Origin of the sequence: Bacillus sp. FJAT-29790, from assembly GCF_019039215.1 — a bacterium.
Lineage (GTDB): Bacteria > Bacillota > Bacilli > Bacillales > Cytobacillaceae > Cytobacillus.
Window position 1 is genome coordinate 1444924 of record NZ_JAHNZZ010000001.1, and the last position, 19339, is coordinate 1464262.

The 19339-nt window shown below is 38.3% G+C and carries 18 protein-coding genes and 1 pseudogene; 8 read left to right on the forward strand and 11 right to left on the reverse strand.

The genetic code is table 11. From position 1 onward, the window contains the following. Positions 1-23: 23 nt before the first annotated feature. Positions 24-341: a hypothetical protein gene (locus BGM26_RS06735; RefSeq protein ID WP_217038958.1), complete on the reverse strand. Its 318-nt coding sequence runs from the start codon at positions 339-341 to the stop codon at positions 24-26. 297 nt (positions 342-638) lie between these two features. Here BGM26_RS06735 and chrS point away from each other — a divergent pair, with 297 nt between their 5' ends. The 3 genes from chrS to chrA all read left to right on the forward strand — a co-directional run bounded on the left by chrS (position 639) and on the right by chrA (position 2403). Further along, positions 639-1127 carry a chromate efflux transcriptional regulator ChrS gene (gene chrS / locus BGM26_RS06740; protein ID WP_254119096.1) on the forward strand — a complete coding sequence of 163 codons (489 nt, stop codon included), beginning with the start codon at positions 639-641 and terminating at the stop codon, positions 1125-1127. Positions 1128-1255: 128 nt separating this feature from the next. Continuing rightward, complete coding sequence (chrB, locus tag BGM26_RS06745; RefSeq protein WP_217038959.1) at positions 1256-1867, forward strand: chromate efflux transporter ChrB; 612 nt, start codon at positions 1256-1258, stop codon at positions 1865-1867. Further along, entirely contained in the window at positions 1864-2403 is a 540-nt protein-coding gene (chrA, locus tag BGM26_RS06750) for a chromate efflux transporter ChrA (RefSeq protein WP_217038960.1), read from the forward strand. The genes chrB and chrA overlap by 4 nt, the downstream gene beginning before the upstream one ends. 107 nt (positions 2404-2510) lie before the next feature. Here chrA and BGM26_RS06755 read toward each other — a convergent pair whose 3' ends face one another. The 3 genes from BGM26_RS06755 to BGM26_RS06765 all read right to left on the reverse strand — a co-directional run bounded on the left by BGM26_RS06755 (position 2511) and on the right by BGM26_RS06765 (position 4090). After that, positions 2511-3245: a polysaccharide deacetylase family protein gene (locus BGM26_RS06755; protein WP_217038961.1), complete on the reverse strand. Its 735-nt coding sequence runs from the start codon at positions 3243-3245 to the stop codon at positions 2511-2513. 107 nt (positions 3246-3352) lie between these two features. After that, a complete protein-coding gene (locus tag BGM26_RS06760) occupies positions 3353-3763 on the reverse strand; it encodes a hypothetical protein (protein WP_217040684.1) in 411 nt (136 codons plus the stop codon). A 180-nt stretch (positions 3764-3943) separates the two neighbouring features. Next, positions 3944-4090, reverse strand: a complete 147-nt coding sequence (locus tag BGM26_RS06765) for a hypothetical protein (protein WP_217038963.1) — start codon at positions 4088-4090, stop codon at positions 3944-3946. A gap of 246 nt (positions 4091-4336) precedes the next feature. Here BGM26_RS06765 and BGM26_RS06770 point away from each other — a divergent pair, with 246 nt between their 5' ends. Then, positions 4337-4816 carry a GyrI-like domain-containing protein gene (locus BGM26_RS06770; RefSeq protein ID WP_217038964.1) on the forward strand — a complete coding sequence of 160 codons (480 nt, stop codon included), beginning with the start codon at positions 4337-4339 and terminating at the stop codon, positions 4814-4816. Positions 4817-4994: 178 nt separating this feature from the next. Here the strand turns inward: BGM26_RS06770 and BGM26_RS06775 are convergent, their stop codons facing one another. After that, the gene (locus tag BGM26_RS06775; RefSeq protein ID WP_217038965.1) at positions 4995-5432 is read right to left on the reverse strand and encodes a GNAT family N-acetyltransferase; all 438 of its coding nucleotides are present in this window, start codon (positions 5430-5432) and stop codon (positions 4995-4997) included. Positions 5433-6068: 636 nt separating this feature from the next. On the opposite strand from BGM26_RS06775, the gene BGM26_RS06780 reads away from it, so the two are divergent. After that, on the forward strand, positions 6069-6704 hold the full coding sequence (locus BGM26_RS06780; RefSeq protein WP_217038966.1) for a hypothetical protein: 636 nt from the start codon (positions 6069-6071) through the stop codon (positions 6702-6704). A gap of 187 nt (positions 6705-6891) precedes the next feature. On the opposite strand, the gene BGM26_RS06785 is transcribed toward BGM26_RS06780, so the two are convergent. Continuing rightward, a complete protein-coding gene (locus BGM26_RS06785) occupies positions 6892-7245 on the reverse strand; it encodes a DUF3139 domain-containing protein (protein ID WP_217038967.1) in 354 nt (117 codons plus the stop codon). 48 nt (positions 7246-7293) lie between these two features. Then, on the reverse strand, positions 7294-10692 hold the full coding sequence (locus tag BGM26_RS06790) for a hypothetical protein (RefSeq protein WP_217038969.1): 3399 nt from the start codon (positions 10690-10692) through the stop codon (positions 7294-7296). A 253-nt stretch (positions 10693-10945) separates the two neighbouring features. Between BGM26_RS06790 and BGM26_RS06795 the strand changes: the two are divergent. Further along, positions 10946-12319 (forward strand): annotated as a pseudogene (locus tag BGM26_RS06795) (dipeptidase). Positions 12320-12654: 335 nt separating this feature from the next. Here BGM26_RS06795 and BGM26_RS06800 read toward each other — a convergent pair. From BGM26_RS06800 to BGM26_RS06815, 4 genes are all read right to left on the reverse strand, one after another. Next, a complete protein-coding gene (locus BGM26_RS06800; protein WP_217038970.1) occupies positions 12655-13026 on the reverse strand; it encodes a hypothetical protein in 372 nt (123 codons plus the stop codon). A gap of 185 nt (positions 13027-13211) precedes the next feature. Then, positions 13212-14969 carry a thiamine pyrophosphate-binding protein gene (locus tag BGM26_RS06805; protein ID WP_217038971.1) on the reverse strand — a complete coding sequence of 586 codons (1758 nt, stop codon included), beginning with the start codon at positions 14967-14969 and terminating at the stop codon, positions 13212-13214. Then, the gene (locus tag BGM26_RS06810; RefSeq protein ID WP_217038972.1) at positions 14957-15193 is read right to left on the reverse strand and encodes a hypothetical protein; all 237 of its coding nucleotides are present in this window, start codon (positions 15191-15193) and stop codon (positions 14957-14959) included. Before BGM26_RS06810 ends, BGM26_RS06805 begins: the two co-directional genes overlap by 13 nt. Before the next feature lie 152 nt (positions 15194-15345). After that, positions 15346-16770, reverse strand: a complete 1425-nt coding sequence (locus BGM26_RS06815) for an aldehyde dehydrogenase family protein (protein WP_483297796.1) — start codon at positions 16768-16770, stop codon at positions 15346-15348. A gap of 282 nt (positions 16771-17052) precedes the next feature. Here BGM26_RS06815 and BGM26_RS06820 point away from each other — a divergent pair, with 282 nt between their 5' ends. Further along, positions 17053-18402: a hypothetical protein gene (locus BGM26_RS06820; RefSeq protein WP_217038975.1), complete on the forward strand. Its 1350-nt coding sequence runs from the start codon at positions 17053-17055 to the stop codon at positions 18400-18402. A 226-nt stretch (positions 18403-18628) separates the two neighbouring features. Then, positions 18629-19177 carry a shikimate kinase gene (locus BGM26_RS06825; RefSeq protein ID WP_217038976.1) on the forward strand — a complete coding sequence of 183 codons (549 nt, stop codon included), beginning with the start codon at positions 18629-18631 and terminating at the stop codon, positions 19175-19177. The last annotated feature ends 162 nt before the right edge of the window (positions 19178-19339 follow it).

Consider the following 19339-nt stretch of genomic DNA (forward strand, 5'->3'; position numbering starts at 1 on the left):
CAGCTGAAAATTATTAGTAAAAACTATTTTTTCTCCATTAAAATATAACTTATTAGATAGGTAAAACTGGTGATTCCAAATATGAGAAATATTCCAGGTGTCATGAGTAGATATAAACTTAAAGGCAAAGACCAGATAAAGGCAACTAACATGAATAATTTTTTTGAAATAGAAAAAGATATGATCGCTAAACATCCGGGAAGAACCAACATCACAAAAGACACAAAGGTTGTTCCACCATTTATGAGATTTGAATAAGGATTAAAAAAATTTAAAATTAACCATAATAGTATTGATAGAAGCCCTGCAATTAATCCAATAATGGAATATTTCTTTCTCATTTTAAAACTTCCCCCATTTTTCGAAATTTAAGCCTGTTTTATACATTTCTCTTTAATTCCCTTATCCCCTTTTTTGATTCCCCCGCCCTGCCTGATCTTAGATAGTGATGAATCGGAACTGGCACTTCCGAAAATTTTTCAGTAAGTAAATAGTTAATTATTAGTTGATTTAGAAAGCAATTTCCTTTATGATTATTCATAACGAATGATTTTATCGGATTATTCTTTCTATTCGTTACACAAGGTTTTTTCAAGAGAGGCAACCATATATTTATTAACGACTAGGGAGTTGAATCTATGATCAATTCAGATTTTGATTTAAATAATATGCCCTCAATGAAACTGAATGAAATTGATAAACAAATTTTAGAAGTGCTTCTAGAAGATGGGCGTATTTCATATACCGATCTTGCTAAGCAAATCGGGCTTTCTAGAGTAGCCATTCAGTCACGAATTAATGCGCTAATTGAAGGTGGGGTCATTGAGCGCTTTACAGCTGTGATTAATCCGATTAAAGCAGGGATTCATGTTTCTGCTTTCTTCAATGTCGATGTTGAACCGAAGTATTTAGACGAAATTGCTGAAAAGCTGGCGGTTCATCCAGCAGTCACCAGTCTTTATCATATGACAGGTCCAAGCACGCTCCACATGCACGGAGTTTTTAAAAACATGCAGGAAATGGAAGCCTTCTTACTCGATACGCTTTACTCTACACCAGGAATTATGCGCGTAGACACACAAATGCTTTTAAAGCGGTATAAAAGCCGAATGGGAATGAAACTATGAAGCTATTATTAGTGTTTCAAAAGAGCTGGTTATTGTCCATTATTAAATCTGCTGAAAACGATTGTTTCTGATTATCTCCAGCTCTTTTAGTTAGGCGTTTTTAATTTCATCGATAGGTGGGAATTTATATGAACCTAAAACCTTATTTAGATATTTTTATGGCAATGGCAAGAACAGGGATTTTGGGGTATGGGGGCGGTCCGTCGGTTATTCCGCTTTTTCGCCATGAAGCCGTCCTACGATATAAGTGGATAAGTGATGAAGAGTTCGGAGAAATACTCGCATTCGCAAATGCTTTGCCCGGCCCCATTGCAACGAAGATGGCCGCGCAGCTTGGCTATCGCCAAAAAGGGACGATCGGTGCTTGTCTTGCAGTGATCGCTCATATTTTCCCCACAACAATCGGGATTGTTGGGCTATTAGGTTTATTATACACCCTAAAGGAATCGGTCATTGTCGCTGGAATGATCGCAGCAGTACGTCCAGTTATCGCTGTTCTGCTTGGAATCATGGCGTATGAATTTTGCTCAAAGACATGGAAAGGGTTAGGGAAAGTTATCGGTCTTCTTTCCGGTATAATCGCCTTCCTTCTTCTTACCGTAGTGAATGTACATCCAGCCATATCTATTATGTTGTTTTTAGCATATGGAACGATTCATATAAGGCTTTCAAATTGGATGAGACAGAAACGGAATCGGAAAAAGGAAAATATGAATCAAGATCGTGAGGGGATATCGTGATTTTTTGGGAATTATTTTCGGGTTTTTTTATCGCCAATATTCTTGGATATGGTGGGGGTCCTGCCTCTATACCGCTTATGCAACAACAAGTAGTTGATCATTATGGATGGATGACAAATGCACAATTTGTCGATATGCTGGCAGTTGCCAACGCTCTTCCTGGACCGATTGCCACGAAAGTAGCTGCTTTCACAGGATTTCAACAGGCTGGCTGGCTAGGACTTATTATCGCGACAATCGCAACGGTTGCTCCATCTGCGATTGCCATTATTATCTTGCTCAAGGTGCTCAGTCATTTTAAGCAATCTTCTGTCGTAAAAGGAATGACTCTTTTAGTTCAGCCCGTAATTGCAGTGATGATGATTACGTTAACATGGGAGTTTAGCCAAGTATCCTTTGATTCGATTGGATATGTGCAATCCCTTTTGATTGCATTAGTCGCATTGCTAGCGATCATCAAATGGAAAGTACACCCTGCACTTGTCATCGTATTGGCATTTATTTACGGCGGAGTTGTGATGCCGCATTTTATCTAATAATAATGAATGGATAAAAGGGAAAGATTTTTCGATATTCGTAAACATGATCATGTATTTGTCTTTGGAACAAAAGAAAAAGCGAGTACCTATGATGGTAACCGCCTTCATCCTGCCTCCACTTTCTTTGCAAATTCATCAAGCGTGGTTGAATAATTGATATAGATTCGTGGTAAAAGATAAAGTTCATCTTTCATGCCCTTTTCGATAAATGCTTCAGGGGTTGTCGTAAGTCCAAACGAATAGTACTTCTTCGTTTCCGCGATAACCTTGTCATTGAATTTTCCATACGGATAGGCAAGAGCCATAACAGGTTTGCCCGTTATTTGCTGAATTTTATCTTTAGACTCCTTCAGTTCATATTCAAGATTATTTATTATCGTCAAATCAGGATGTGTTGCCGTATGAGACTGAATGGAGATTAAACCTGAATTAGCCAACATTTTTATATCCGCTTTCGATAGACGATTGGAACGGCCAATAAAGTCAGAAATCACAAAAAAAGTACCGGTTGGTTTAAAACGTTCGTTTTGCAATTTTTGAAAGATAGCAAATGCATTCAAATTATTTTTGTATCCGTCATCGAAAGTAATGAAAATCGGTTTGTTAACTTTATGAATATCATGCCACCGTTCAAAAGTTAATAATGTGTAGCCATGATCCCGTAAATAAATCATTTGTTTTTCGAAATTCTCCGGGGTTACATATAACTCTTTCGAACCATGGCCTGTAAATTCATCAATCGAATGATAAATTAAGATAGGTACTTTTTTACTTGCCGAAACTTGCGATGGTAAGTATAAGATCAGAAAACACACTAGAAACATTGCAGCCTTTTTCATAACACGCCTCGCTTCGCATCCTTTTATGTATTTTATATTATTCCTCAAATGCTTGATATAAACTTTCAAATTATTCTATCCCCCACAAAAGTGAGGGATTTTTCTTTTCATGCTACTTTGATTACTTTCCCAAATGGTACATGAGGTACGAAATCATCTGGTACTAGCCAAAACATTTCATAATCAACACTGGTCATTTCTTCAGAAATAAATCCCGTTACGTCTGTAATATAAAACAATGTATCCATATTTTCTTCTTGTGCCCACTCTAGCACCAAAGTATACGAAGATTTCCCATGTGTATAATATTTGATCGTATCACTTTTTACCGGTGAAATACTTCTAATTTTAAAATCGGCTTGGACCATTATCGTATCTGGTTTAACTTGTTCAAACAGTTTTACGATGTTATTGATAAGAATGGTTGGAACTTCTTTCGTGGAAGTGTCCACACATAAGGCAACTTTCTTGTCTTGTCGCTGCTGTAACGTGGAAAGAACCTTTTTATGCCATCTCAACATAACCAACCCCTTTGTTAAAATAAACAAGCCATATTATTTTGGGTTAATTAGGTATGGATTATTATTGGGTAAAAGTGGGGAAAATTTCACTGCGAATCCGAAGTGTGCATAACGGAAAGTGGCTATAATAATAATATGAGGCTAGGCTACATTAAGGTTTCCCGCTTTAAACATAGGTTAAAATAAATACTTGATTAAGCGTATTAACATTCTTGGGATAAAAGTCAAAATACTCCAAACCAATTCAAATAAAATTGAATCTCGAATTTCAATCAGTATCCCTTTAAAAATACCAACTTTTTCATTCTTTTTTTCTTTTTTCATCTCCGGCTATCACCTAACATTTCGATATTAATGTAAAGAAAGTGTCCTAAATTTAAAGCGATCTTACGGCCATTTCAAATAATCTATAAGCATTTGGCGATTGTTTTTCGTCATCATTGGTTAAAATCAGCTGATTTATTAAACTTGATTTATTCCTACTTATGTCCAGTATTTTATCTTTACCTTGGCGTTCAAATGTTAATCATTTACACTACTATACAGGTACATCTGAAAGGAGCAAAGCGAATGAAATATAAAATTGTTGAAAGAGACGCTTTTAAGGTAGTGGGTATTAAACGAGAATTTCGATGCAGTGAGCAAGATGCAGGAATACCGGGTGTTCCCGAATTTTGGAGCGAAGTCAATGAAAATGGAACAGCGAATCAATTGTTTGAATTAAATAACGGACAAATTAAAGGTCTATTAGGTATTACTAAAAATTTTAACGGTGTGAAAAATACGATTGACTACTGGATCGCGGCTGAACATAGTGGGGTTGCTCCAGAAGAATTTTCAAGGTTGGATTTCCCTGCAACCAAATGGGCTGTATTTGAAGTACGCGGGCCGGTCCCATCCGCAATTATCCATACGTGGCAACGAATCTACTCTGAATGGTTCCCATCCAACGGATATGAACCAGCTTCTATCGCACCATTTGAAGCATACATTGATTCTGATCTCTTTAGTCCGAATGCATATAATGAAATTTGGGTAGCGATAAAATAAGCAAAAGCAGGCTTTCATATTTGATTGCGCAAAAGAGGCCCAAAAAGGAGCCTCTTTTGCGGTTGTCATGGTTAACAGTTGCTAAACCTTTTATTATATGTAGAAAAGGTTCATTAATGCATAGTTATAAGTTCACCTATGATAAATTCCCATCAATCATAAGTAAGTTTTGTATTTTTTAAATGGAAAAGAAATAATAATAATTTGATTCCCTCATAAAACCAATCTTGTCGTAAAGTCTTTGTGCAGTCGTGTTTTCTTTACCTGTCTCAAGTAAAACTCCTTTGGCACCTGTTTCCTCAGCAAAATCAATTGCCTTTTTTAATAATTTCTCACCCAATCCCTTTTTGCGAGCACTTTCTCTCACATACAAATCGTTTAGCACCCATATCCGCTTCATGCTTACTGATGAAAAAGACGGATATAGCTGAACAAAACCAACTGGATTATCTTCATCAAAGGCAATAAAAACTACTGATTCCTCGTTTATTAACCTTTCTTTCAAAAATTCCTTTGCACCGATTAGATTGGATTTTTGTTGATAGAATACTCTGTACAAATCGAATAGTTCGGTTAAGGCATCAAGGTCATTTAATGTTGCCTTTTGAATAGTCACGCAAATCCCTCCTAATTATCCTTAAATAAATTAAAAGTAAGTTACTCTTCTGCTCTGTTAGTGATCAATATTGATAAATGAAGACTTGCGTGGCGATTATCCTTTCGAAAGCCTTCCCGAGCTATACTGGAACCATCTCTCAGAAGGTAAATTGAACTCGCGTGTCTATCAAAAACATTGTTAAACAAAACCTTTGTTTAAAAACAAGACATTTTATGACATTAATAATTAATACGACGTTATAGCAAACAATAATTTGTTTGAATGCCTGCACCATCTAGTTGTAACGTAACTATCTGATTCTGCTTTTTCTTAATTATTTCATAATGTTAAATAGAAGGAAATAGAATTGTTAGGTTTTTTTCTATATTGTTTCAGTTTAATGGAAGAGTATTATCCTGCTGGAATTGGATAAATGCAGAAGAACAAACATGAGATTACTCTTACGTGATTCTCATTAAATTCTCATTTGATTATCTGAATGTCCTCATTTCCGCAAGTTATTATTTAGTTATAAATTCGAATGAGCAACCAAACATAATGCGGATGCAATGAAGGTTGATTCGGATAATGGAAAATTTCTATAAAAGAAAATTTTATAAAACTGCAAAGCCAATTATTTAAGGGGGATTTATTATGATGTTCCAAGATATTGAAGTAAAACCATTGTTTGAAGGTCAAATTCATGAATGCTATCAGTTTTCACTAAACATTGAAGGTTATAACTATCAAGGCATTTTTCATAATGAAGAAATTCAGTGGTTTCACCCACATCCAAAAAACAAACTTGGTGAGGATGAGCTTGATGAGGTTGAATCCAAATTTTATGACAAAATGACAAACCACGATCATCCAGAATTTGAATTAAAACCAATCTTTAAGGATCAAATTCATGAACGTTATCAGTTTTCACTAAACATTGAAGGTTATAACTATCAAGGCATTTTTCATAATGAAGAAATTCAGTGGTTTCACCCACATCCAAAAAACAAACTTGGTGAAGATGAGCTTGATGAAGTTGAATCCAAGTTTTATGATAAAATGACAAACCACGATCAACCAGAAGTTGAGTTAAAACCAATCTTTAAGGATCAAGTTCATGAACGTTATCAGTTCACACTAAACATTGAAGGATATAACTATCATGGCATTTTTCATGATGAAGAAATTCAATGGTTTCATCCTCATCCAAAAAACAAACTTGAAAAGGATGATCTTGATGAGATCGAATCCAAAGTTTATCATACAATTGCAATTAATAAGCCAAATTAAAATTTACTTAGCAAGAAAAAGATCACCCATTCGTGATCTTTTTCTTCAACCCCGTTATCCATTACTTGGTTAACATTCATTCCCTATTTATTTAGTTCTTACATAAAAGGGTCGTTCAATTAGTTGTGTTTCATAGAATCCCTTTAAATTCATTAATTTTTTTCTTCATTACATCAAAAACTGCATATTATTTAAAAGGAACGTAGTGCTTCAATTCTGTTTCAATAACCCCTTTCTGTTTCCCCTCGTCATTTATTCGATATTCAAATTGCTGCACATCATTATGGGCAAAATAGATATATTCCACGAACGGTTCATCTTTAAATACGACAGTAGCATAAAAAGGCGGTAACTTCATTCCCCATATGCCCTCTACTGAATTTATTTCTTCGGCTTTATAGCCAGCCTCCTCGATGAGGTAATTCGTTACTCTCTTTTCATAAATCATTTTATTTATTTGAACATATAGAAAGGGTGTGATAACGAGTGCTAATATTGTCAACAATACGAATATGTTTATGTTTTTTTTCAATTTACGCATCTATTAGTATCTCCCCTTTCATGTTCCATGAAATTAAAAGTATGTTCCCTACTCCCACTCTTTCAGGTTTTTAATAACGTTCTGCTTTATTCCCGAAATGATTGTTTTTTCTCCTTTTGCTGTTTTTTGCTTATGCCATTCATTGTAGCTGGCAACAGCGATGAGGATGGAACCCGCGATTAACAGATATGCCCACCATGGAAGGTTTCCCCAATACGGGCGTGTTTGCAGCAGCACATTCAGTAAGAGTACTCCTGAGCCGACAAAGAAATACGATTTGACCCGGAATAACATTCCCGCGAGCATTGATATTAATGCTAGCGTTCCTAATATAAGCGCATCATACACCGTAGAACTTGCCAGACTATCTGCGATTAGTACAAGAGAAACAATAACTAAAATTGCCCACTGGATTAGACCCGTCACCTTACTGAATTTTCCTTTTAAACAATAACGTGCAAAGATAACGATGGCAACAAATGGAAAAACATACACTTCCGTTTCAATCAAATCAGGAATATCAATTCTTCTCAATACTGTATAATACGGCTGTAATAAATAGATGCCTGACAAAATAATCGCAATCCAAGCGTACTCTGAATGGATTCGTTTCCGTTGCAAAATAAACAAGAAGCTGATCAGTATACCTGGAAGAATTTGTGTCCATAATGCTTCCGTTTGGAATCCATACATGGAGACGAAAAATAGTAGTGCAGCCATAGTATAGGAATCTACTTTTTTCACCTTTTCTTCCATGTCGAAAAGTTTTTGATAGAGCAGCTGACCTCTTAAAGTCAATCCAAGTCCAAATCCGCCGGTAATAAGCAGCTTGTTGGAAGCTTCCATTCCATTCATTAACAGGAACAGTATAGTTCCAGCGAATAAAAGGAATAAGGGCAGCCCAATGAAAATGTCTTTTCTTATCATGTGGAGAAAAGCGATTAGCCCCACCGAATAAAGGACCATTGTCACAAATGGAACCCACCCAAAAGGATAGGATGCTATGAAAGACAAAATGCCAATAAGCGAGAATGGAACTAGAAAATATACCGTTCTTTGTTTATCCGCTTTATTTGTGAGCAGCCAAAAAACGAATACGATACCGCTTGTGACTATATAGGCAAAATCGTCGAATTCTCCACCATAGAAATGATCGATCCCAGTTGAAACTACCATGAATAGGGAAAGGAATGAACTATATAAAAAGAGCTTCACTCTCCACTCTTCGTCCGTTAGCCTCGAACTAATCCAATAGATAGCCATTGCCACTATAAAACTCCAGAACGATTTTTCATGATAAATAAATAATGTCGGAAGCAATGCCAGTGGCAAGTAAAGATGGCCAACCCAGGAAAATCCTTTTGCTAGCAGCGGGTCCTTTTTTAAAAGATAATAGGCGACAGCAAGCAAAATGAACGCACCGAATGGAAGCTGTATCCAGCTAAAAAGCGCAGGAACCGATCCTTTTATATGAATGGCATATAAAATAGAATAATATGCTGCTAATGATACAGTTGCTATCGTGTAAGGCACCCATTTGAATTTCGTGTACAAATACAAAGCCAAATACATTCCCACTCCGCCTAACAGAACAAGAGGACGCATCCATATTCCATTTATCGGAAGGGTAATTGCTGCAAATATGGCAATTGTGTAAAAACCTTGTGCCATAAAAAAGGCGTTTTTTGCTAGAATCACGTGATTCTTTATTTTCCAAATATAACTGAAGAGAAGGAGCATAGCGCCGGCAAGCACGGCATTCATCGCCATCCCTAGATTGTCCTCGTAAAAGCTAAAGCTACTTCGCATTTCCTCTCCAAAAGCAATGAAGGCTAGACCAATTGAAAACGGAATTGCCCATGGCGTTGAATCCGTATAAAAGCTCCTCTTTTCCACTTTGTCTGTAATGACTAAAGCATAACTAAACAGCAACAGCATGATTCCAACGTTCATCCAATCGAAAATGCCGAAGCTGATCAAAATCGCAAAAAGCATGATTGCAAACCCTACATCTCTTGAGCTTTTTTTGATAATAAGTAAAATGGGCTGTTTCTGCCAATATCCAAGAAGTAAACAAACCATGAAACCAATCATGAATACAGGCATAATAAAATGGTCAAAGTGGACAACTTGATCCAGCAATAAAACGACTTCATACAAAGCCGAAGCTAAAAATACCGGGCTTAAATAAGAAAACAACTCCTTTTGCATGACATTAGCCAAGTATGTGAACTGAACGGCGATGATAAGGTATGCCAAAACGAGCGCATACGAAGGCTCATTCATATTTAAAAGAATTCCTTCAAAACTGATATAGATAAAGGCAAGACTTGAAACAACCGCACTCGTCAGCCGGAATATTTTTTCCCATGGATGTTGGCCATCCATGACTCTTGGAACGACTAGAAACCCTACCCCAACAAGGGCATATAAAACAGGTCCGAAGCTTTCAAGAATGGAGTGTTCAATGAGCTGGTATGCCCCGTAAACAACCATGACACTAAATACAAAATGGTATTCCTTCTTGCCGGATACATAAACCATTGCTAAATAAACGGCAGCTGTAAGCAATACATTCAAGCTATTAAAAATAGGACTATCAAAGAATACGAACATCAACATAGTTGAAAGAACAAGGTTAATTTGTGCGAAATAAACAAGCTCTTTCGTAAAAAGCTTCAGGCTTTCCCTCGTCTTCACCCAATGATAACCAGCAACCAGCAATGCATTAAATGCCATGAGGCCTAAATAAAACCCATCCCTTTCAAGTTGAAAGGCTGCTAAACAATAGCCTATTCCTGCAGATAAACAAATAAATGAAAACCAGACAAATAACCGCGATTGCAGATTTTTTGCAAGCAGACCATAAATTGGAATAAGCAGGAAGCTTCCCATAGCACCTAGGACAAATCTGCCTTCCCCATAAAAAGATAAGTAAGGCCCGAAGAGCTCGAACCAACCGACTGATAAAATAAAGATCGGGAGAAATAAACTGCCGAGCACGATAAAGGCAAAGGACGTTCGCTCGATCCGCAAAATCCGCTTTGAAACATACGCAATCCCATAAAACAGCAGGGATACAAAAGCGATGGAACCGCTCTTCATCCAGTTGTCCATCGTTTCCCAGTTGCTTGTGGCAACAAACAGCCCGCCAATCAGCAGCAAAATTACACCTAGATTTAAAGACCAAGAGATGTTCCGCTCTCTTATCTCCTCAGCTGATAATCTCTTTTTTTTCTCTTTTTTAACTTGAGGTATAGGTTGTTGCAAAGGCTTTTCCTTAGCAGTAGCCAATTCTTCTTTTTTCACTACCAAATCAGCATAGAATTGAATATGTGCATTCATTGTCTCTTCAAAATTTTTTTCCGAAATATACTCTTTCTCTTTCAGTAAAAGTAATTCGCTCCGAAAAATACTCTTTTGAGCTTCCATTGATTGAGAATCCATTACGTCACCTCATTATTTAACAGCAAAATAACTTTCTACAATTAGTGTAATTTTACACCAGTATTGGCATTGTATTCAACCTTTTTTTGAAAAATCTTTATATTTCCATTACGTCGTTCTTGAAGGATATTATGTTTGATATGAAGAAATAATGATGGATGGGTGTACGGAGGAACGTCTAGCTGTGACTGTTTTTCGATGTATCGAATGGCGAATTAGTCGGCCTGCCCGTCAATTGCGAGGAGGAAAAATATTGGAAAAATCAATTTTGGCATATCTTCAAAATAGAAGAGAAGTACATTTACAAGAGCTGTTTTAATTTCTATCGATTCCCAGCATTAGCTCATTGTCAGAACATAGTAGTGATGTTCAAAAAGCCGCAAAATGGACTGCCGATGCGCTCGAGAAAATCGGAATGGAAAATGTGAAAGTTTATGAAACGAAAGGGCATCCGGTTGTTTATGGAGATTGGCTGAAAGCAGAAGGAAAGCCGACCGTTCTGATCTATGGACATTATGATGTGCAGCCCGTTGATCCGCTTCATTTATGGGAAAGTCCGCCCTTCGAAGCGGTAGTCAGGGATGAAAAAATCTTTGCCCGCGGTGCAAGTGATGATAAAGGCCAAGTTTTCATGCATCTGAAAGCAATTGAAGCCATTTTGCAAACAATAGGTGCACTCCCAATTAATTTTAAATTTTGTATTGAAGGGGAAGAAGAAATCGGAAGCCCTCACCTACCAGCGTTCGTTGAAGAAAATAAAGACCTCCTGGCAGCAGATGTCATCGTGATTTCAGATACCGGCATGATTGAAAAAGGTAAACCAACGATTTGTTACGGTCTACGGGGATTATGCGGCTTGCAAATTGATGTAAAAGGAGCAAAGGGTGATTTACATTCCGGTCTCTATGGAGGTGCCGTCCAAAATCCGATTCATGCTCTCGTTCAGCTCGTCGATACTTTCCGTGGTATCGACGGAAAAGTTACTGTAGAAGGATTTTATGACCAAGTTCAACCATTAACGAATGAAGAAAAAGAAGCATACGACGCATTGAAAATGAGTGATGAAAGCTTCCGTCAGCAGGCCGGCGTATCCGAGCTGTTCGGCGAAAAAGATTATACAACACTTGAAAGATTATGGGTCAGGCCAACACTTGAAGTAAACGGCATTTATGGAGGCTTCCAAGGTGAAGGAATTAAAACCGTCATACCTTCCGAGGCATCAGCAAAAATCACATGCCGCCTTGTTCCAAATCAAGATCCGGATGAAATTGTGAGCCTTCTCCAAAACCATATTGAAAAAAATAAACCATCTGCCGTTGAGGTCACAGTATCACTTTTTGATAAGGGAGCACCATATGTGACTCCATTCGATCACCCGGCAATCCAAGCGGCAGGCCGGGCATATGAAAAAGTATATGGCGTTCCGACCTCATATACACGCGGTGGCGGCTCGATCCCAATTATCGCAGCATTTGACCAAATTCTAAATCTACCAGTCGTACTAATGGGCTTCGGCTTACCGGACGAAAACTTCCATGCCCCGAACGAGCATTTTCATTTGGAAAACTTTCATAAAGGACTGGATACACTTTGCTATTATTGGTACGAGCTTGAGCAGTCACTTTAGAAAAATAAGATCAAAAAAGTCGTTATGACACTTTGACGGGTTCCGTTTCCTATCGCAAAACTCTAAAATGCATTTAGAAATGTATGATAAAAAGTATAACTAATTGCACCGCAAATGCGGTGCTTTTTGTCTTTTCAGATAAAAAAGCTCAGTTACGCTTAACTGAGCCGTTACTCTTTATATTCAATTTCTATTACTAAAGCCCTCTGAAGCTTCATCACTTGCAATAACTTTTAACGAATTATTGAAAAATTTCATAGTCATATAAAGAAAAAAAGAAACCTCATTCACTAAGGCTTCTTCAGAGCAGGTTTTTTATTTATTCAGAAAATACTTTAGCTAACTTTATGATTTTTCCCCTCAATCATTAAAATAGCTTCTTCGTTCTTGGCAATCTTCGTTAATTGCGCATCCAAACGTTGGTTGATTTGATGTAATTCTTCGTGGAACAGCTTTTTGATGGAGGTCCCTTTCAAAACTTGAAAGAAGTCCATTAATTCTCCTCTTTGAAAAGTATCCATTTTTTCGACAATTTCTTTGATGTCCGTTAAGTCAATTTGATTGACCTCCACTCGATGTTCAATGCTGTCCATTTTCTCTAATCGGGCCAGCCTATGCTCCAATGTTTGTATATTTTGATCTATTTTTGCGACTTGATTTTTAATGTCATGCATGCCTTCGAGTATTTGCTTTAATATCTCCTCCATATACATCGCTCCTTATGATTAGTATCTCCATCTTACCATTGCTGTTCATATGGAATCTGTGGATATTCTTTTACAATTTCAAATCACGTAGAAAAAATATTTTTAAAATCGATGTGCCGCTAATTCACAAAAGCATTCGGTGCGATGTGCACCGAATGCTTTTGGTTGTAAAATCTAGCCCTTTTCTAAAGAGATACGTGATGTACTTTTTTATCTGGTGAGTAGATATCCATGATGTTCCAGTGGCCAGCAGTTGGAACAGGATTATTGAGCATGGCCACATCAATGACAACTGGTTTGTTGCTGGCAATCGCTTGTTGAAGAGCTGGTTTGAACTCTTCCGCCTTTTCAATTTTGATTCCTTCTACGCCATAAGCTTTTGCAATTGCCGCGTAATCTGGAGAATATGGCTCTCCGTCTATTTCAAAAACAGTGCCAAGCGTAGTGCCGAAGTGGGCCTTTTGAAGCCCAGCTATCGTTCCAAAGGCAAAGTTATTCATAATCACCCAAATGACTGGAATGTTTTCTTCTGCTGCTGTCGCAAGCACCGCAGGGTTTTGTCCAAATCCGCCATCACCAACGAGTGAAACGACTACTCTTTCAGGATGAGCAATTTTTACCCCGAGGGCCGCAGGAGCACCAAAGCCCATTGTGGCGTAGCCTCCAGGCGTTAAAATCGTTCCGGGTTCATAAATGTCAAATTGCTGGCCGACCCCGTTTTTGTTCCAACCCACATCTGTTGTAATGAAAGCATCTCTTGGCAAAACCTCTCTAACTTCATGTAGAATACGCTGCGGTTGCATCGGGAAACAATTGTCCTCGATAAAACCGATATTGCTGTTTTTGAATTCTTTTTTATTGGCAGCTATTTCTTGAATTAGCTGATCCCGCTTGTACCCGTTAGGCGCCATTTTCTTCGCCACCCGGTTTAAAACTGCCAGCGCTTGTTTCAAGTCAGCTACAGCGCCGATTTCAACCGGATAATTACGCCCGATTTCGTTTGGATCAATATCAATTTGGATTAATTTCGTTGGCGGGAAGTTAAATGTATATTCTGTTTCCCATGAGCTGCTGTCCGCTTCGGCAAATCTTGTGCCAAGGGCAAGAATATAATCGGCCTCCTTGCACTTATCATTAATGAATTTTGTTCCCCAGAAACCTGTCATCCCAAGAACAAGTGGATTATCGTCTGGAACCGCACCTTTCCCCATCAAGGAATGAGCAACTGGGATATTTAGATGATCTACCAATTCCTTCAATTCCTCGGCTGCATCTGCTAGCAGAATTCCTCCACCGGCATAAATAAGCGGTTTTTCTGCATCAAGCAGCGTTTGAATGATTTGCTCAGCTGTTCGGTCATCAATCGATGGCTTTTGAATAGATTTCGTATGATGCTGTAATTTATCAAAAAGCTCCGTATCTACTTTCATTGAAAAAATATCCATCGGCACTGATACAAGAACTGGGCCCGGATTTCCGCTTTCAGCCATTTGAAAAGCTTTCTCAATAATTTCAGGGAATAAATCTGGGCGGTCTACACGCCATGCCCGCTTTACAAAAGGTTTGTAAACATCATATTGAGCCGCATCTGCATGTAAATTAATTTCCTGATGTGGATGCTTGCCATAATAATGCGTAGGTACATCGCCCGCAATCACGACCATCGGAATCGAATCCAACGCTGCATTTGCGACACCGGTAGCCGCATTTGTTAGGCCTGGTCCAAGATGACTAAGAACAACAGATGTTTGCTTTTTCGCCCGGGCATACCCGTCTGCGGCATGGGCCGCGATTTGTTCATGACGAACATTAATAAATTTAATTGAACTTTTTTCAAGCTCTGTAAGCACTGCAATATTTGTATGTCCGCAAAGGCCAAAAATATGTTCAATTCCTCTGTTTTCTAAGTATTTAACTAGTTGACGGGAAATTAATTCTTCCATTCGGTTGTCTCCTCCTTGATTCTTATCATCGCCTGATATCGGCATTTGTTTTCATTTGCTTTTCCACAACGAACCCCATATGAGCTTGTTTTTTCTTTTTCGTGGGGTTTTTTGGACTCATAAACCACCGTTGAGGCCGGTTTTTTCTTTTTCAGGGGGTTTCTGGACTCATAAACCCCGTTGAGGCCGGTTTTTTCTTTTTCGGGGGGGGGCTCTGGACTCATAAACCCCCTATGGGACCCGATTTCCCAATTTCGAGAGGATATCTGAACTGCATAAATTTCCTTTGGTGACTAAAAACTTCTTATCGATATGATAAGTAATGTTAAAAACAACACAGTCTGTCTTATTGAATGAAAAATACTTAAAAGGTTATTTATTGCGTTACTTCAGGGAATTGTAAAACAATCATTTTCGTTTCGGTCATGTCTTCGATCGCAAACCGCGGACCTTCACGGCCGATTCCGCTGTTTTTGACCCCGCCATATGGCCAGTGGTCTAAACGGTAATTTGAAGTTCCGTTAATGACCACCCCGCCTACTTCCAGTGTGTGAGCAACTTTATAGGCGAGATCCAGCTGATTAGTAAAAATACCCGCCTGTAAGCCAAATTCTGAATCATTTGCTTCCGTGATTGCATCTTCAATTGTTTCGTAAGGAAGAATGCTGACAATTGGTCCAAAAACCTCCTGACAAACAACATTGCTTGTCTTAGGCGGGTTTAGCAATATTGTAGGCTCGACCGTCGCACCTTTTTTGTTGCCACCGGCCACTAATGTTGCGCCAGCTTCGACAGCTAGATCGATCCAATTAATGATTCGAGTAGCTGCATTCTCGTCAACAAGACTCCCGATATCCGTTTCCGGGTACAACGGGTCTCCAACTTTCAACTTAGCAACTTCATTATTTAACAATTCTGTAAATTGAGGCACGACAGAATGGTGAACGTAAATTCTTTGTACGGATATACAGCTTTGTCCTGAATTGCTGAATCCTGTTCGAGCACAAAGTGAGGCAGCTCTATTTAAGTCAGCATCTTCATGTACAATCGTTGCGGCATTTCCACCAAGCTCAAGCAACACTTTTTTCATACCTGCCAGTTCGCAAATGTTCCGGCTGGCAACTGTTCCACCAGTAAATGAAATCACATTTACCCGGTCGTCCTTAACAATTTTCTGACCGATTTCCACACCGCCTAGAAGCATATTAACAGCGTTTTTCGGAAGTCCTGCGTCGAGTAAAAGGTTGAGCACTTCTGTGGCTATCAACGATGTTTGCGGTGCTGGTTTTAAGATGATGCTATTTCCCGCTGCAAACGCTGGACCCACTTTATGGCATACAAGATTTAGTGGTGCATTAAAAGGTGTAATCGCAGCGATAACCCCAACCGGTACACGAAAGGTCACTGCAACAGAATTCATCCCTCGTTCAGAAGCATTGCCCGGAATACTCTCCCCAACAAGTCTTTTTGCTTCTTCACCTGATAGCTCCAGCGTTTCAATCGAACGGGCAACTTCATCAAGCGTATTTTTCAATGGTTTCCCTAATTCAGAAGAAATAAGTTTAGCGAATGTTTCTTTCCTTTCTTCAAGAAGTAGGGCAGCTTTTTTTAAGATTTTTGCTCGTTCATAGGCAGGAATTGCCGCGATTTCTTTCTTTGCTTTAAAAGCTGAATTCAGCGCCTCCTCTGCATCTGCCATGGATGCTAATACTTGTTCACCAATCACTTCGCCTGTGAATGGGCTTTTCACTGGGACCGTTTGCCGATCTCCAGAGAGCCACTCCCCATTTACAAATGGCAAGGCTTTTTTTAATGTTAATGTTTCTGTCAAATTGATCACCTGCTCCTAATATTAGATTGTTAGATCGATCTAGTAAAGCGTTTACATTATCATAACCGACATTTTCGGAAAATGCAATAAGTTTTAGGAATTATTTTAATATTTTAATAGAAGGAAAAGATAGACGATTTTTATGAAGTTTGTTATGATGCTCTCAAATAATTAGATCGATCTACATAATGAGGGATCTTCTATCAGTGGCATTTTTTCTGCGTGTTAATCTACAAAAAAGGAGATTATTTAATGATTATCTTTATTTACACGACGTTAATTTTTCTTTATTTACTTTCCGTTTTCGCATATATTCCTGGCCTAAATTATGTGATTGGCGCAATGGCTGTTCTCGCTTTGATCATGTCTTCAGTGCGCGCTAGGGGCCTTTACTTTATATCAGGTATTTGTTTTTTAGCGGGTGCTATTTTTTTGTTTTTATTTAGCAGTAAGCCTTGGTACTCCATTCTCGACCATTTTGATTCGATGCTCGGTATGCTCTCGCTCTTTCTTTTTCTTCCTTTTTTGAATTCAATCGTCCGCGTTGGCCATTATGATACGAATCTGAATTCATTGCTTCGTAAAAACGTCGTTCAAGTTTCCCATTTATATAAAAGGAGTTTTCTCGTCTCACATTTATTGGGCGTATTCTTAAATATTGCAACGATTCCGTTACTTAGAAATTCGCTCAATCCGACACTGAATCAACTGCCGCCAAATACAGCTAATAAGTTTCTTAGTCAAAGTTTGTTGCGCGCCTACGCCCTTTGCTTGACTTGGAGTCCGATGGAAGTTATGGTCAGCACGGCACTTGATATAACAGGGACGAATTATTATCAAATCATTCTGCCGATCGTTCTCATCGTCATAATAATTGCTGGCTTTGATTGGGCTATCTCCAAGTTCACGTATCGACATTCGAGCTTATCGTTCCCGAAAGCGGAACAAGTGGCCGGGGCAAAAATCAGGAAGAAGCTGCTTGAAATGATGTTTATGTTACTCGTTATTGTCACATTAGCGTCATTAATCCAGCATTTCTTTCAAAAGGGCTTCCTGGTATCCATCGTTTTACTAATTATTCCGGTTTCCTTTCTTTGGGCTTTTATTATTAAAAAGCCAAAGATGTATCTCACTTACACGATCCCTCATTGGAAGGAACGAACCCGAGGGCTTTCCAACTATTTTTTCATGTTTTTATGTGCTGGTCTGTTTGTTAAATTGCTATCTTTATCTGGAAAACTATCATTTCTTCAAGATGCTTTTCGGCAAATTTCAGATCAAACCCTGTTGTTCTATCTCATGATTGGCTGCTATTTTTTAGTGACATCATTAATTGGTTTTCATCCCTTAGTGTCGATCACCCTTCTTGCCGAATTAATGGCTCCAGTACTGCCTGAGGTTTCATCGCCTTCACTGACGATTGTTTTGATCACCTGCAGCCTTGCAACTGTCATGTACAGTCCTTTTAATTTATCGCTTTCGATCTTGGCTGATTTAATTAAGCTGAACCCGTTCAAGATTACTTATTGGAATATTAAGTTTTCTATTTTTTATATGATCTTCGGAATCATGATTGCTTATTCTATTCATTCGTTTTTATAAAGTGAAACTTTCATCAGTGGGATGTTCTTCCACACTGATCATTAGTTGAACAATCGGGCCTTTACGGGCAGTTTGACTCACTAGGCTTCTGAAATTCCTCTCCATTAGGTGGAGGCTTGCTGCCAGTTAATCTGCGATAATTTCGAAAAATATTTATGTGTGCGCGTCTGTGTAGTATACTGATTGCAATGATAAGCGATCAAACGCAAAAAGAAAGGTGTATGGAATGAGGAACAATAGAATGTCTATAAAAGAAAAAAGCATTGTGTTTATTGGCTTTATGGGTGTCGGAAAAACAACGATCGGAGCGCTTGTGGCAAAAAAATTATACCGGACATTTATCGACATTGATCAGGAGATTGAAGCAATGTTTAATATGTCCATTAGTGAAATTTTTGAAAAGCATGGGGAAGCTAAATTTCGTGAGCTTGAAAAGGATACGATCAAATCATATTGCAACCAAAAGCTTAAGATCATTTCAGTCGGTGGCGGAGCGTTTATGCAGCCTGAAGTACGCGATATTTGTTTAACAAACTGCATTGTCTTTTATCTTGATATGTCGTGGGAACAATGGAAAGAGCGGCTCAATATTCTAATCGACAGTCGACCTGTTTTGCAAGGAAGAGATATAAATGAAATCGAAGAGTTGTTTTATAAGAGGCAGGGCGCTTACTCATTAAATCATTCGACATTGAATGTAGATGAACAAACAGCGAATGATGCCGCCGATTATATCGTTGAATCTCTGAAACTTGCATGGGATCTTTATGAATAATAGAAAAATGACTCACAAGCTCTGGCTGTGAGTCGTTTTTTTCTTTCGTAATTTGAAATACATCCTATAGATAAATTGGAATATTCTATCTGTTTTACCAAAAGGCTCTTTTCGCATAGTTTGTTGTTTTTGGCTTTAAAAGTTTGCCCGTTGATTTCCGCT

What these genes read in the sequence shown, in the direction of transcription:
- BGM26_RS06785 (WP_217038967.1), bottom strand. Translation starts at nt 7,245, where the DNA reads ATGCGTAAATTGAAAAAAAACATAAACATATTCGTATTGTTGACAATA.
- BGM26_RS06805 (WP_217038971.1), bottom strand. Translation starts at nt 14,969, where the DNA reads ATGGAAGAATTAATTTCCCGTCAACTAGTTAAATACTTAGAAAACAGA.
- BGM26_RS06810 (WP_217038972.1), bottom strand. Translation starts at nt 15,193, where the DNA reads ATGAGTCCAGAGCCCCCCCCCGAAAAAGAAAAAACCGGCCTCAACGGG.
- chrB (WP_217038959.1), top strand. Translation starts at nt 1,256, where the DNA reads ATGAACCTAAAACCTTATTTAGATATTTTTATGGCAATGGCAAGAACA.
- BGM26_RS06780 (WP_217038966.1), top strand. Translation starts at nt 6,069, where the DNA reads ATGATGTTCCAAGATATTGAAGTAAAACCATTGTTTGAAGGTCAAATT.
- BGM26_RS06820 (WP_217038975.1), top strand. Translation starts at nt 17,053, where the DNA reads ATGATTATCTTTATTTACACGACGTTAATTTTTCTTTATTTACTTTCC.
- BGM26_RS06735 (WP_217038958.1), bottom strand. Translation starts at nt 341, where the DNA reads ATGAGAAAGAAATATTCCATTATTGGATTAATTGCAGGGCTTCTATCA.
- BGM26_RS06790 (WP_217038969.1), bottom strand. Translation starts at nt 10,692, where the DNA reads ATGGATTCTCAATCAATGGAAGCTCAAAAGAGTATTTTTCGGAGCGAA.
- BGM26_RS06800 (WP_217038970.1), bottom strand. Translation starts at nt 13,026, where the DNA reads ATGGAGGAGATATTAAAGCAAATACTCGAAGGCATGCATGACATTAAA.
- BGM26_RS06755 (WP_217038961.1), bottom strand. Translation starts at nt 3,245, where the DNA reads ATGAAAAAGGCTGCAATGTTTCTAGTGTGTTTTCTGATCTTATACTTA.
- BGM26_RS06825 (WP_217038976.1), top strand. Translation starts at nt 18,629, where the DNA reads ATGAGGAACAATAGAATGTCTATAAAAGAAAAAAGCATTGTGTTTATT.
- chrS (WP_254119096.1), top strand. Translation starts at nt 639, where the DNA reads ATGATCAATTCAGATTTTGATTTAAATAATATGCCCTCAATGAAACTG.
- BGM26_RS06770 (WP_217038964.1), top strand. Translation starts at nt 4,337, where the DNA reads ATGAAATATAAAATTGTTGAAAGAGACGCTTTTAAGGTAGTGGGTATT.
- BGM26_RS06765 (WP_217038963.1), bottom strand. Translation starts at nt 4,090, where the DNA reads ATGAAAAAAGAAAAAAAGAATGAAAAAGTTGGTATTTTTAAAGGGATA.